Origin of the sequence: Brevundimonas sp. CEF1, from assembly GCF_051353055.1 — a bacterium.
Lineage (GTDB): Bacteria > Pseudomonadota > Alphaproteobacteria > Caulobacterales > Caulobacteraceae > Brevundimonas.
In genome coordinates this window covers 3298193-3312004 of sequence record NZ_CP195593.1, presented here as the reverse complement: position 1 = coordinate 3312004, position 13812 = coordinate 3298193, and the positions used below count along the sequence as shown (strand labels likewise).

Annotated in this window: 11 protein-coding genes and 1 tRNA gene; 4 read left to right on the top strand and 8 right to left on the bottom strand. The window is 66.8% G+C overall.

Going from position 1 to position 13812, the window contains the following annotated elements:
* The first annotated feature begins 91 nt into the window (after positions 1–91).
* Positions 92–1207 carry a Rieske 2Fe-2S domain-containing protein gene (locus ACR9FL_RS16600; RefSeq protein WP_436356432.1) on the top strand — a complete coding sequence of 372 codons (1116 nt, stop codon included), beginning with the start codon at positions 92–94 and terminating at the stop codon, positions 1205–1207.
* Between the two features lie 113 nt (positions 1208–1320).
* Here ACR9FL_RS16600 and ACR9FL_RS16595 read toward each other — a convergent pair whose 3' ends face one another.
* Together ACR9FL_RS16595 and ACR9FL_RS16590 are read right to left on the bottom strand one after the other, a co-directional pair.
* On the bottom strand, positions 1321–1980 hold the full coding sequence (locus tag ACR9FL_RS16595) for a TetR/AcrR family transcriptional regulator (RefSeq protein ID WP_296174239.1): 660 nt from the start codon (positions 1978–1980) through the stop codon (positions 1321–1323).
* Positions 1981–2208: 228 nt separating this feature from the next.
* Positions 2209–4071 (bottom strand): cation:proton antiporter domain-containing protein, encoded by a 1863-nt coding sequence (locus ACR9FL_RS16590; RefSeq protein ID WP_436356431.1) that lies wholly within the window; start codon positions 4069–4071, stop codon positions 2209–2211.
* A gap of 152 nt (positions 4072–4223) precedes the next feature.
* Here ACR9FL_RS16590 and ACR9FL_RS16585 point away from each other — a divergent pair, with 152 nt between their 5' ends.
* A complete protein-coding gene (locus ACR9FL_RS16585) occupies positions 4224–6362 on the top strand; it encodes a M13 family metallopeptidase (RefSeq protein WP_436356430.1) in 2139 nt (712 codons plus the stop codon).
* 526 nt (positions 6363–6888) lie between these two features.
* On the opposite strand, the gene hisS is transcribed toward ACR9FL_RS16585, so the two are convergent.
* From hisS to ACR9FL_RS16560, 5 genes are all read right to left on the bottom strand, one after another.
* Complete coding sequence (gene hisS / locus ACR9FL_RS16580) at positions 6889–8382, bottom strand: histidine--tRNA ligase (protein WP_436356429.1); 1494 nt, start codon at positions 8380–8382, stop codon at positions 6889–6891.
* A 56-nt stretch (positions 8383–8438) separates the two neighbouring features.
* Positions 8439–9674 carry a DUF418 domain-containing protein gene (locus tag ACR9FL_RS16575; protein WP_436356428.1) on the bottom strand — a complete coding sequence of 412 codons (1236 nt, stop codon included), beginning with the start codon at positions 9672–9674 and terminating at the stop codon, positions 8439–8441.
* Positions 9675–9750: 76 nt separating this feature from the next.
* A complete protein-coding gene (locus ACR9FL_RS16570; protein WP_296174228.1) occupies positions 9751–10314 on the bottom strand; it encodes a hypothetical protein in 564 nt (187 codons plus the stop codon).
* On the bottom strand, positions 10314–11192 hold the full coding sequence (locus tag ACR9FL_RS16565) for a 3-hydroxybutyryl-CoA dehydrogenase (protein ID WP_436356427.1): 879 nt from the start codon (positions 11190–11192) through the stop codon (positions 10314–10316). Before ACR9FL_RS16565 ends, ACR9FL_RS16570 begins: the two co-directional genes overlap by 1 nt.
* Positions 11193–11323: 131 nt before the next feature.
* Positions 11324–11653: a YggT family protein gene (locus ACR9FL_RS16560; RefSeq protein WP_296174226.1), complete on the bottom strand. Its 330-nt coding sequence runs from the start codon at positions 11651–11653 to the stop codon at positions 11324–11326.
* A 122-nt stretch (positions 11654–11775) separates the two neighbouring features.
* Here ACR9FL_RS16560 and ACR9FL_RS16555 point away from each other — a divergent pair.
* Both ACR9FL_RS16555 and ACR9FL_RS16550 read left to right on the top strand, forming a co-directional pair.
* Positions 11776–11851, top strand: a tRNA-Ala gene (locus tag ACR9FL_RS16555).
* A gap of 219 nt (positions 11852–12070) precedes the next feature.
* Positions 12071–12379 (top strand): hypothetical protein, encoded by a 309-nt coding sequence (locus tag ACR9FL_RS16550; protein ID WP_436356426.1) that lies wholly within the window; start codon positions 12071–12073, stop codon positions 12377–12379.
* Positions 12380–12540: 161 nt separating this feature from the next.
* On the opposite strand, the gene ACR9FL_RS16545 is transcribed toward ACR9FL_RS16550, so the two are convergent.
* Positions 12541–13551 (bottom strand): hypothetical protein, encoded by a 1011-nt coding sequence (locus tag ACR9FL_RS16545; protein WP_436356425.1) that lies wholly within the window; start codon positions 13549–13551, stop codon positions 12541–12543.
* Positions 13552–13812: the final 261 nt, after the last annotated feature.

The window sequence follows — 13812 nt, the reverse complement described above, 5'->3', positions numbered from 1 at the left end:
CTCCCCGAAGAATTTGACCCAGATTAATTCATCGAGCGAGGAAGGGAATGGGCTTTGGACGACCGGCGCCCCCTGCTGCTAGATAGCGGCCATGACTGCTGACGCTGCTTCCACTCCCGCGACCGTTCCCGAAGCGAAGGCGCCGCCCACCGCCTTCGGCAAGGGCTTCGTGCGCGACGCCTGGTATTTCGTGGCCCTGGCGCGCGACGTGCCGGTGGCCAGCCTGAAGCGCTATGAGGTGATGGACGAGCCGGTCCTGGTCGGCCGGACGCGCGCGGGCGAGGTCTACGCCATGCGCGACATCTGTCCGCACCGCGCCGCGCCGCTGTCGGCCGGGCGTCTGGTCGAGAAGCCGGGCGAGGGCGAGACGATCGAGTGCCCCTATCACGGCTGGCGCTTCCGCCCTGACGGCGTCTGCGCCGCCATTCCGTCCCTGGTCGAGGATCAGGCCTTCGAGGCCAATCGCATACGTGTGCGCTCCTATCCGGTGCGCGAGAGCCAGGGTCTGGTCTTCGTCTGGATGGCGTCGGACGCGCGCAACCCGTCCGAGCCGGACCATGAGCCGCCGCTCTTCCCCGGCGCCGAGGGCGAGGCCAAGCTGGTCGAGGCCATGGATTTCGACAGCCATATCGACCACGCCGTCGTCGGCCTGATGGACCCGGCGCACGGACCCTTCGTCCACCAGCAGTGGTGGTGGCGCTCCGAGCATTCGATGCACGAGAAGGCCAAGACCTTCGCCCCGCGCGACTATGGCTGGGCCATGGTGCGCCACGCCCCGTCATCGAACAGCCGCCTCTACAAGATCCTGGGCGGCGCCCCGGCGACCGAGATCACCTTCCGCCTGCCGGGCTATCGCTGGGAGCATATCCAGGTGGGCGCCAAGCAGGTGCTGGCCCTGACCTGCCTGACGCCGGTGACGGAGACCAAGACCCGCATCACCCAGATCTTCTGGTCCGATCACTGGGTGTTCAATGTGGCCAAGCCCTTCCTGCGGATGGGCGTGGTCGCCTTCCTGAAGCAGGACGGCGGCATGGTGAACCTGCAGAACGAGGGGCTGAAATACGATCCCGCCCTGATCTGGATCGACGACGCCGACAAGCAGGCCAAGTGGTATCAGCAGTTGAAGCGGGAATGGAGCAAGAGCCGGGCCGAGGGCCGCGCCTTCCTCAACCCCATCAAGGAAGTGGTCCTGCGTTGGAAGAGCTGATCGCAGAGCCGGCCACGATCAGCCGGTTCAGAGTCTGAAGCCAAGAAAAAGGCCTCTCACCGCGTTGGGGAGAGGCCTTCTTGTTCAGCGGTCAGGGGCGTAGGCCCTGATGCTTACTGCCGCGCCAGCTGGCTGGACAGGATCAGGTCCAGTTGCTTGCGGATGTGCGGCGTCAGTTCCTCAATGCCCCAGTTGTCATAGGCGGCGTAGCGGAAGTTGGCGATGAAGGTGTCCCAGATCATCCGGCCCAGGACCATCTGGTCCAGGTCCTGACGCAGTTCGCCGTCGCGAATGCCGGCCTGCAGCACGGCGATGATCGCCTCGATGATCGGCTTGACGAAGGTGCGCGAGCGTTCGTCGGCGGCCTCGGGTTGGAACCACGAGCGGGCGATCATGGCCTGCATCAGCGGCAGGTGTTCCAGCGAGCGGTGGTAGCCGGCGGTCAGGCCCTCGGCCAGACGCTCGGCGACGCGACCCTCATGACCGGCGGCGGTCTGGATGTCCTGCAGCAGGCCGGCCATTTCCTCGGCGAAGACGCACTCGAACAGCTCGGCCTTGTCCTGGAAGTTGGCGAAGACGGCGCCGGTCGACATTCCGGCGCCCTTGGCGATGTCGCGGATGGTGGCGGCGTCGTATCCGCGCTCGGCGAAGAGGGCGCGCGCGGCGTCCAGCACCTTCTGACGGGTGCGGATCTTGGCGGCCTGACGGCGGTTCATCCGGGCCGGGGCTTCGGTTTCGGCGGCCTCGGGGGCGGACAGGGTGGTCTCACGCATCAGTTAAATACTCTGGCTCGGGAAGGGCTTAACGCCTGCCGGTCATGAAGGACGACGGTCTCGTCGGGCCAGTTTCACGCCGCCTCGGCATAAAACTCGCACCGGACGACAACCGACGTCCGCGGGGGGAGGTCGAACTTTCATCACCGAACAATGACCAAAATGGGTCATGACCTGATGGTGAATCTTGCTCAAGCTTGACCTTAAGGTCAATAAACATAAGGGTTATTACGTAGATCGCGTATCCGTGGTCTGTGGTGAGGCGGCGGATCGGGCGGTGCGGAAAGCGCGCGCCGGGCGGGCGCCGCGACCGTCCGGCGCGGCCGCTTGGAAGGTTCTGCGGAAGCCGTCGCGCCGTTCGTGGATCGAGGCCAGGACCAGGCCCATGGGCACGCCGAGATCGACCAGGGTGTTCTCCGCCAGCTGCAGGCTGGCCTCGGTGGTTTCGGGCACGGCGTCGGTGACGCCCAGGGCGTAGAGGCGGGCCGCGTGGCGGTCGTCGCGAGCGCGGGCGATCAGGATCAGGTCGGGGCGCAGGGCGCGCGCGGCCTTGACCACATCATCGACCTTGGTCGGGCTGTCCATGGTGACGATCAGGGCGCGGGCCGATTCCAGGCCGCAGGCGGTGAGCATGTCGGGCCGGGCGGCGTCGCCGTAATAGACCTCATGACCGTCGGCGCGGCCGGAACGGACCGAAGCGGGGTCGGCGTCCAGGGCGATGAAGCGCTGACCGTGCTCGGCCAGAAGTTCGCCCACCAGCCGCCCGACCCGGCCGAAGCCGACGACCAGCACGGCCCCGTCGGGGCCGAGGACGGCGGTGTCGGGCGACAGGCCCTCGACCTCGGGCCCGGCGACCGGCGCGGCTCGCTGGGTCACGACACGCGCCAGGACGGCCAGCAGAGGGACGGCGAACATGCTGAGGGTGGCGGCCAGCATGGCCTTGTGCGTCAGCTCCGGCGTCGCCAGGCCCTCGACCAGTCCGGTGGACAGGATGACGAAGGCGAACTCGCCGGCCGGGCCGAGGATGAGGGCGGTTTCGATGGCCGAGCGGGCCGCCAGCCCCCAGGCGCGGACGATGACGAAGATGATCAGGGCCTTCAGCAGAATCAGGCCGCCGGCCAGACCCAGAACGGTGGCCGGGTCGGCCGCCACCGCGTCCAGATCCAGGCTGATGCCGACGCCGATGAAGAAGACGCCCAGCAGAAGCCCCTTGAACGGGTCGATGGCGACCTCGACCTCGCGGCGGAACTCCGTCTCGGCCAGCAGGACCCCGGCCACCAGGGCGCCCAGGCTCATCGACAGGCCGACCGCCTGGGCGGCGAGACCGGCGGCGACGACCACCAGAAGCGAGGCGGCGACGAACAGCTCGCGACCTTCGCCCCGGTGCTGAGCGCGCGCGACCGAGCGGAACATGGGGCGCAGGACCAGGCGCCCCAGCAGCACCATCAGGAAGAGGCCGCCCGCCGCCGGCGCCAGGGTGAAGAGGGCGCGTCCCAGTTCGGCGGGGTCGACGGAGGGTCCGCTCTGAGCCAGGGTCGCCAGGACGGTGACGGTGATCAGGATGGGGGCGACGGCCACGTCCTGGGCCAGCAGGACGGCGAAGGTGGCCCGCCCGGTCTCGCTGTTGATCCGTCCCTGAGCCGCCAGAACCGGCATGACCACGGCGGTCGAGGACAGGGCCAGGCCCATGCCCAGAACCGCAGCCCCGGCCAGCGGTTGGCCCAGGGCCATGAAGACGACGGCGATGACGACGGCGCACAGGGCGATCTGCAGCATGCCAAGGCCGAAGACCAGCCGCCGCATGGCCTTAAGCCGTTCCCACGACAGCTCCAGACCGATCATGAACAGCAGGAAGGCGACGCCCAGTTCGGACAGCTGGCGAATCTGGGCCTGGTCGCCGATGGTCAGCCAGCTGAGCCAGCCGGACGATTGGGCGAACCGGCCCAGGCCGTCGGGGCCCAGCAGGACCCCGGCCGCCAGAAAGCCCAGCACGGGGCTGATCTTGAGCCGGTTGAACAGGGGCACCACCACCCCGGCCGCCGCCAGAAAGACCACCAGGTCCCGATACTCGCCGCCGTGTCCCTGGCCCATGAATCCTCCGTGGCGGCCACTGTGACGCAGGCGATCACGATCTGGCGATAGCCCTCGCGTCTTTCATGAACTTTTTTTAAGACGCAGCCGCGCTCAAGGCGGGACTAGGGTTCGCGCCGAACCTGAGCACGGGTTAGTCGAGGGAATAGCTTATGAAGAAACTGCTGATCGGGGCCGCTGTCGGCGCCCTGCTTCTGCCGGCCGGCGTGGCCGCTGCACACGACGGTCACGACCATGCCTGCCTGGACGAGAGCTGCACGGTGGTGGAGCTGTTCCACGGCGCCTCGGCCCCCGAAGGCGGCGCGGCGCCGGCGGGTTGGGTCGGCACGGATGCGCCCAAGTATGGAACCTGGGGTTTTGATCTGTCGGGTCGCGATACCTCGGTGTCGCCGGGCGACAGCTTCTTCCGCTACGCCAACGGCACGGCCTTCGACAAGCTGGAGATCCCGTCGGACCGCACCTCCTACGGCTCCTTCCCGCTGCTGCGCGAGCTGTCGGACAACCGCATGAAGGCCCTGATCCAGGGGCTGGTGGCGCGCACCGACCTGAAGGCCGGTTCGGACGAGGCCAAGATCGCCGACGCCTATCGCTCCTACATCGACGAGGCGCGCATCGAGGCCCTGGACGCCCAGCCGCTGCAGCCCTTCCTGAGCGCCATCCGCGCCGCCGACACGCACGAGAAGATCGCCGCCTACATGGGGCAGACGCAAGGCCGCGTCGGCTCGTCCTTCTTCGGCACCGGCATCACCATCGATCAGAAGCAGCCGACCCGCTACGCTGTCACGACCGGCCAATCGGGCATCGGCCTGCCGAACCGCGACTACTATCTGGACGCCCGCTTCGCGGACAAGAAAGAGAAGTATCAGGCCTATATCGAGCGGATGTTGACCAATATCGGCTGGGCTGATCCGGCCGGTCACGCCGCGGCCATCGTCGCCCTGGAAACCAGGATCGCCGAGGCCCACTGGACCCCGATCGAGAACCGCAACCGCGACAAGACCTACAACGAATACACCATCCAGACTCTGGCCGCCGAGGCGCCGGGCTTTGACTGGACGGGCTATTTCAACGCCGCCGGTCTGGGTTCGATCGACCGCCTGATCGTGCGTCAGAACACGGCCATGCCCAAGATCGCAGCCATCTTCGCCGAGGCGCCGATCGACACCCTGCAAGCCTGGCAGGCCTTCCACACGACCGACGACGCCGCCCCGACCCTGTCCAAGCGTTTCTCGGACGCACAGTGGGAGTTCCGTTCGCGCGACCTGTCGGGCCAGCCCGAGCAGCGCAGCCGCGAAAAGCGCGCCATCAGCTTCGCTGAAGGTTCGCTGGGCGAGGCGGCCGGTCGCCTCTATGTCGCCGAATACTTCCCGGCCGAATCCAAGGCCAAGATGGAAGAGCTGGTCGCCAACCTGCGCACCGCCCTGTCGCACCGCATCGACAACCTGACCTGGATGGGAACGGACACCAAGGCGGCGGCTCAGGAGAAGCTGCGCAAGTTCACCGTCAAGATCGGCTACCCCGACAAATGGCGCGACTATACGGCGCTGGAAGTCCGCGCCGACGACCTGTTCGGCAATACCCAGCGTCTGGGTCAGTTCCAGTGGAACTATCAGCTGAACCGCCTGAACCAGCCGGTGGACAAGGCCGAGTGGGGCATGACGCCCCAGACGGTCAACGCCTACTACAACTCGGCCAATAACGAGATCGTCTTCCCGGCGGCCATCTTGCAACCGCCCTTCTTCGATCCGGATGCAGACCCGGCCGTCAACTACGGCGGCATCGGGGGCGTGATCGGCCACGAGATCGGCCACGGCTTCGACGATCAGGGCTCCAAGTCCGACGGCGACGGCGTGCTGCGCAACTGGTGGACCGACGAGGACAAGGCCAACTTCCAGGCCCTGACCACGCGTCTGGGCGCGCAGTACGACTCCTACGAACCGCTGCCGGGCTTCCACGTTCAAGGCGGCCTGACCATGGGCGAAAACATCGGCGACGCCGCCGGCACGGCGGTCGGTCTTGAGGCCTATCACCTGTCGCTGAACGGCCAGCCCGCACCGGTGATCGACGGCGTGACCGGCGACCAGCGCTTCTTCTACGGCTGGGCCCAGGTCTGGCAGTCGAAGTACCGCGAGGATGCGCTGAAGAACCAGATCGCCACCGACCCGCACAGCCCGGCCGAGTTCCGGGTGATCGGCCCGGTGCGCAACATCGACGCCTGGTACGAAGCCTTCGGCGTCAAGCCGGGCGACAAATACTACCTCGCCCCGGAAGACCGCGTCCGCATCTGGTAAGCGCCAGGTCTGACGAACGAAGAGGGCCGGAGCGGCGACGCTCCGGCCCTTTTTCATGGCCGATGCTTGGCTTGCGTCGTGTCAGCAGTGATCGTGCACTAGCCGTCACCCTCGGGCTTGACCCGAGGGGCGAGCGAGGTGGCGCGCTCGCGCATTCAGCCGTGCGCACGCTGATGGCCTGATCCTCGGGTCAAGCCCGAGGATGACGGCGCTATGGGGCTTTGTTATCGAATAAGCTTCGATAACAAGCCGCGAACGCCAGCGGCGCAGGCCACGGTTCCAGACTTCAGGCATGAAAAAGCCCGCTGCGGGGGATACATCGCAGCGGGCTTTATCGCTCTCTAAGGAGCGGACGTTTCCTCCCCGAAACGCCTTCAAGTTGTCGCTGCGTTTGATCGCTGCGCCTCTTGAGTGAGACCAAATGACGCGAAGGCCGGGTCCAAGTCAATCAATGCCAACGTCAAAAAGCAGCCATTTATGACTAAACGTTGATAACCCATGTCTGCGACGTGGATTTTATCGAAGCTTATTCGATAATGGCGCGGACGGCGGCCACCAGTTCGCTGCGGGCCACCTTCTGCTGACCGGGCCGCTCGGCCTTCCAGGCTTCGTTGTCGGCGATGGCGGCGGCGCGGGCGCGTCCGGCGTCCAGATCCTTGATGGTCACCTCGCCGGCGGCCAGTTCGTCGCCGCCCAGGATGACCACGGCGGGCGAGCCGCGACGGTCGGCGTATTTCATCTGCGCCTTCATGCCGGCGCGACCGAGGTAGAGCTCGGCGGCGATGCCGGCGGCCCGCAGTTCGGACACGGCGTCGAGATAGTGCTGCATGTCGTCCTCAGAGAAGACGATGACCACGACCGGACCGCGCGTCGCATCATCAGCGCCCCGACCGGCCGCACGCAGGGCCGAGGCCAGGCGCGAGACGCCGAACGAGAAGCCGGTGGCGGGCACGGATTGTCCGGTGAAGCGCGCCACCAGATCGTCATAGCGACCGCCGCCGCCGATGGAGCCGAAGCGCACGGCGCGGCCCTTGTCGTCCTTGGTGTCCAGCAGCAGCTCGGCCTCGAACACGGCGCCGGTATAATATTCCAGCCCGCGCACGATGGTCGGGTCGAACTTCACCTCGGCCTCGCCGACGCGCATGGCGGTCAGGGCGCGGTCGATGGCCGACAGTTCAGCCAGGGCCGCTTCGCCCGCGGCGCCCAGGGCGGCGCCGGCCTTGGCTACGGCGTCCAGCACGCCCGAACGGGTCAGGCCGGGGGTCTCGGCGGAGACAAGGAAGGCCTCGACCGCGCCGATGACGGCGGCGGGCAGGCGAGCGCCCTTGGTGTAGTCGCCGGACTCGTCCAGACGGCCCTCGCCCAGCAGGGCGCGGACGCCCTCCAGACCCAGGCGGTCGTATTTGTCGACGGCGCGCAGGGCGGTCAGGCGCTGGACCGCATCGGTCACGCCGCCGGCGTCGAACAGGCCGTCGAACAGCTTGCGGTTGGAGACGCGGATGACCGACTGGCCGTCGCCCAGACCGGCCGCGCGCAGGCCCTCGCAGGCCATGGCGATGATCTCGGCGTCAGCCTCGGGCCGGTCGGAACCAACGGTGTCGGCGTCGCACTGCCAGAACTCACGGAAGCGGCCGGGGCCGGGCTTCTCGTTGCGCCAGACCGGGCCATAGGCGTAGCGGCGGAAGGGCTTGGGCAGGGTCTCCCAGTTCTGGGCGGCGAAACGCGCCAGGGGGGCGGTGTGGTCATAGCGCAGGGCCATCCACTCACCCGGCTCGTCCGAACCGGCGTCGTCCTGCATGGCGAAGACGCCTTCATTGGGACGGTCGGCGTCGGGCAGGAACTTGCCCAGGGCGTCGGCGTATTCAAACGCCGGGGTCTCCAGCGGCTCGAAGCCCCAGCGCTCATAGACCTCGGACACGCGCGCGACGATGCGGCGCTCGGCGGTCAGGTCGCGGCCGCGACGGTCGGCGAACCCGCGCGGCGAGCGGGCTTCGGGGCGGATGGGGGCTTCGTCGGTCATGCCGCGCGATTAAGCCATCGGCGGACCGGCTGCAACTTGCGGCTCAGACTGTAACGTCAGGCTGGACGTCGCAAGGGCAGGTCGCGGCCATAGCTCAGGCGGCGCCACAGCCACTCCAGCGGCCCCATGCGGAAGCGGCTCAGCCACAGCGGCGACCAGATCAGTTGCAGCAGCCAGATGGAAACAACGATGGCCCACTGGCCCGGATAGTCGACCTGCCCCATCAGACGCGGTCCCCAGGGCATGGAGAAGAGGCTGGTCATGATGAGTGTCTGGCTCAGGTAGTTGGTGAAGGCCATCTGCCCGACGGGGGCGAAGATCCGGCGCACCATGCCCAGGCCGCGCGTGGTCAGCAGGATCAGGCCGCTGGCGTAGGCCAGGGTGACGAAGATCGGATAGGAGGCCACGACCTTGGCCCAGCCGCCGGTGGCCTGAATGCTCGGTCCAGCCGTGATCTCGCGCCATTCCAGCAGGCCCAGAACCGCCAGAATGACGCCGCCGACCGCGATCAGGGTCAGATAGACGTGGGTCGGCATGCGGCCGTGGAAGAAGCCGGCCTTGAACAGGCCCAGGCCCAGCATCATCAGCGACACGGTCGAGAAGACGTAGCCGAACAAGCTCATGCTCTGCAGGAAGCCCCAGGCCTTGAGGTTCTCGATCAGGCCGGCGGGCCAGCCGCTGCGATAGGCGGCGATGCTGGCGGACACGGCGCCCTCGGCCAGGCTCAGGGATTCGTCGCTCAGGGCGTCGGTCAGGGCGGCGGGGCCGTTGGCCGTCATCCACAGGGTTGCGGCCTGCATGGTCGCCAGCCCCAGGGTGGCGGCAGCGCCGAACAGGATCAGGGAGCGCGCCGACATGGAGCGCATCAGCATGACGAACAGGCCGGACCAGGCGTAGAGCAGCAGGATGTCGCCGTACCAGAAGGCGGCGCCGTGGATCAGGCCGAACAGGGCCAGCCAGAACAGCCGCCGCCGCAGCAGCCGCCCGCGCGGCTTGTCGCCGCGCTCGCCGCCGACCAGAAAGATCGATACGCCGAACAGCATGGAAAACAGGGTGACGAACTTCTGATGGAAGAAGACCTCGACCGTCCAGTGGGCCACGGCCGAGGCGCCGATCAGGGGGAAGGGCGACTGCTCGGGCGCCATGGCCGCATCCATGGGCAGGGCGAAGGCCGCAGCGTTGACCGCCAGGATGCCTAGCACGGCGACCCCGCGCAGCACGTCCAGGGTCTGGATGCGGGCGCCGGCGGCTACGGGCCGAGGCCCCTCCGCGAGGATGGTCTGGTCGGTCATGGCGTCGGCCCTCCCCAAGTGAGCAGACCGCTCTTGCGGGCTGCAGGCGGCGGGGACACCTTAAATTGCGGTAATGTCAGTGCTGGCCGTTGGGCATCAAACCCATGCGATTCTTGACCACGGGGGCGGGCGCAAACGCGATGAAAGCCACGCAAAGACCCGCCCACAGGGCGTAGCTGACGCCCACCAGCACCGCCAGGGGCAGGCCGGCGACGCCGAAGATCAGCAGGGTGGTTTCCAGCGCGCCCAGGCCCTGAACCAGGCTCTGCGAGGCGATCACCGACAGCAGAGACATGACCACGGCGATCAGGGTCTGGACGGCGGCGGCCAGCAGACCGCCAAAGACCATGAAGCGGCAGACCACGCCCAGCCGCGTCGACGGGCGGCCGACCCGCGCATGGGTCTGGCGCAGCATCCACAGGCCGGCGGGAGCGGCGATCAGGCCCAGCACCAGCAGCACCAGCCGCCAGTCGGTGTCGACGCCCGAGGCCCAGTTTTCCGGCGGCCAGACGATCAGGGTGATGATCAGAGGCGGCCAGGCGGCGGCGGCCAGGGCGGCCAGCACGAATCTTTGAGTCGAACGCTGCGGCGCCACGCGCTTGAGGCCCGGCAGATCCTCGATCCGGTCGAGACGCGACATCAGCGGGTCGGGACCGGCACGGCGCCGGAATAGTCATAGAAGCCGCGACCGCTCTTCTTGCCCAGCCAGCCGGCCTCGACATACTTCACCAGCAGCGGGCAGGGCCGGTACTTGCTGTCGGCCAGGCCGTCATAAAGCACGTTCATGATGGCCAGGACCACGTCCAGACCCATGAAGTCGGCCAGCTCCAGCGGGCCCATCGGGTGGTTGGCGCCCAGCTTCAGCGCCTTATCGATCGAGGTGACGTCGCCCACGCCCTCGTACAGGACATAGATGGCTTCGTTCATCATCGGCACCAGGATGCGGTTGACGATGAAGGCGGGGAAGTCCTCGGACTCGGTGGTGATCTTGCCCAGGCTCTCGGCGAAGGCGACGGCGGCCTCGTAGGTGGCGGCCGAGGTGGCGATGCCGCGCACGATCTCGACCAGCTTCATCGTCGGCGCCGGCTTCATGAAGTGCAGGCCGATGAAGCGGTCGGGCCGGTCGCTGACCGAGGCCAGGCGGGTGATCGAAATGGACGAGGTGTTGGACGCCAGCAGGGTGGCCGGGCCCAGGTGCGGCAGAAGATCGACGAAGACCGCCTTCTTGACGGCCTCGTCCTCGGACGCGGCCTCGATCACCAGATCGGCCTTGGCCGCCTCGGCCAGCGAGGCGACGGGCTGAATGCGGGTCAGGGCGGCGTCGGCTTCGGCCGGGGTCGTCAGGCCGCGCGCCGCGCGGCGCGCCAGGCTGGCCGCGATCTCGCCGAGGGCCAGGGGAATCCGCTCGGCCGACAGGTCGTAGAGCCGCACCTCATAGCCGCCGGAGGCCACCGCCTGAGCGATGCCCGAACCCATTTGCCCGGCGCCGATAATGGCGACTGTCCTGATCGTAGTCATAAATACGCGCATTCTGCGGTCCCGTCGGGACCCGTCGCGGGCACCTTAGGAGCCCGCCCGCCGCGCGCAAGGGGCGGAATGCGGCCGGATTAAGATTCCTGACCGCCGTGTCCTCGCCTCAACGTTTCGCCTCAGTAGGCGCCGACGAGGCCCAGCGCCGCGACGTGCAGCGGCGGCAGCAGATAGCCCTGCACGCCCTGGATGATCAGCAGGGCCACGATCGGCGTCAGGTCGATGCCGCCCAGCGGCGGGATCACGCGGCGCAGCGGCGCCAGGATCGGGCTGGTGAAGCGATCCAGGAACTCAGCCACCTGAGCCACGAAGCGGTTGCGGTAGTTGATGACGTCGAAGGCGAACAGCCAGCTGAGGATCGCATTGGCGATGATGGCGAACAGCAGCAGCTGCAGCAGCGCGCCCAGCACGAAGAAGATGAAGCCGATGACGCCGGCGCCGATGCCCATGAACCAATTCCCTTGAATGCAGACCTGTTTCTAGCGGGGCCTTTCGGGAACGCCAAGGATTCCTCCGCGACCCGTTGACACCCCCCCGCCGCCCCGCTTATCTCCGCCCCTGCCTGTCGGTCGGGGCCGTAGCTCAGTTGGTAGAGCGCGTCGTTCGCAATGACGAGGTCAGGGGTTCGACTCCCCTCGGCTCCACCAGGGCGGCCCATTTTCGTAAATGAAAACAACGTGCAATGGGATTTCTAGTCTTCCGACCCTAAAGCTGACCCTAAAGCATTTTTTCTCATCGGCGCCCAAGGTAAGCCTGTCTCCGGCCCCCGCCAGCGCGGAAAGACCGGGGCCTGATAGCGGTTTAACACCTCCGGCCTGAGCAGCGCACCATTTGGCGAACCGCCAAGCCCGTGAGAGGCTCTGGTCATGAAGCGAGACGAACGGACCCTCGAAGACCTGGAAGCCTTTGTCGAGGAGCTGAAAGGCCCGCTCGGAACTGCCCTGCGGACAACCGGCATCATCCTCGAGCGGCGGATGCAAGAGCGGGATCTGACGTGGGCAGACCTCGATGACAATCAGGTCGTCGAGCTGTTCCTGTCGGCCTTCATGGAAGCCGCTCCTCGCGCTTATCCCCACAAGAACCCTGCCGACCTGGAGCAAGCCGTCGCAGCGATGGCCGAGGGCATCAGAATGGAGATGGCAGCCACCGCCGACGGCAGCCAATCTCTGAACTGAGCGCAGAAAAGCCCGCCCCGGCGAACCGGAGCGGGCCTATATTTGACGTTGGGAATGCCGGGGAGTGGAGTTTCGCATCTCGCAGAAAAAGACCTACGCGGCCCAGGCGTCCGGCGTGCAGTGGTTCTCTCTGGGCTCCATGGCGACCCGCTCCCGTCGATTTAGATCGTGTCGAGCGTGAATGGGACATCGATCCGCGCAGAACCATCCGGGCCGCTTCTGAAGAATATTCCCCCTGCCTCGAACACGCGCTTACCGATCGCAAGCAACGGACCGAACGTATCGAGCGTCGGATCCCACTGGTCCTGCGTGTCCCACAACGCCCTCAAGGCGTGGTGGAGTTCATCGACGACGTCTCCATACCCGGCTGCTTCAACGGCCTCACGCAAGGCCCTCCGATCCGTCCAGGTCTCTTCATCTCCATCCATCCCGCCCAGCAGATAGGCGACAGCCTTCATGGGCTCACAGAGTGCTGGCCCCGCTTCGCCTACGAGGCGATTGAGGTCGGCATGGCGTCGGTAGCTGCGAATAGCCGCGTTTGAGCGATCACGAGCAACTGCGACTACGCCGGCCACGGTTTCGGCGTGGCGCTCGTTCTGGCCTTTGGCAAAGGGGGCCGAGATACGGCAGGCCGCGTATTCGTCCCAACAGACCTCGGCCAATTGGAAAAGAACGCCGCGTTCGTAGCCCTCGATCCGCGCTCCAAACCGGGCATCTGGGATGGCCGCCTCCTTCTGAGCTGTGATCTGCACGTGGGCGCACTCATGAGCAATTATGCCGATAGCTAGCTGGACGTCCTCTTCCGGAGCGTCTTTGACGGCCAATGCGGCGATCGGGCCGGCGTTGAAAATCAGGTGTGTTTTCACTCGGCCGTCCCGGAGCACAGCCGGCGACATGGCCACGCCTTGCATCTCCTCGCTGTTGGACCGCGACAATGGTCGAAGGCCATCAAGCCCGCGATCGAGACTGGCCAGGGCCGCATCGTAGTCAATCGCGATCGTTACACCGTCGAGAGTGGAGAGATTGATCAGGCGTCCAAGCCCGCAAATCCATTCCAGAACGACCGATCCCAACTCCCGAGCGCCCTCTTCGCTGGTGAAGCCCTGGACGCTCGCGCCGAGGCCGGCGGGTACTGTTGTTTCCGGCAGTTCGATCGCTTCGTCGTCCGACATGGCGTCTCCTTGGTTATGAGGCATCTGGATGGTTGGGGTGTCGCTTGGCCTTGCAAGGCTGACGTGAGCAAGCCACGGCGCAAGCGCAAGCGCTAGGTTAGAGACGTCTGAAATAGCGGTGCCAGAGCTTACCCCACCACGGCCGTTCGGTTCGCCTGACCGCAGCCGCATCCCGCGCCTCGCACGACGTCACAATCTCCACCGCGTCCGCCGTCCTGCCGTTAACACGGGCGAGCTGACCGGTCCGCCGAAGGGGGCCGC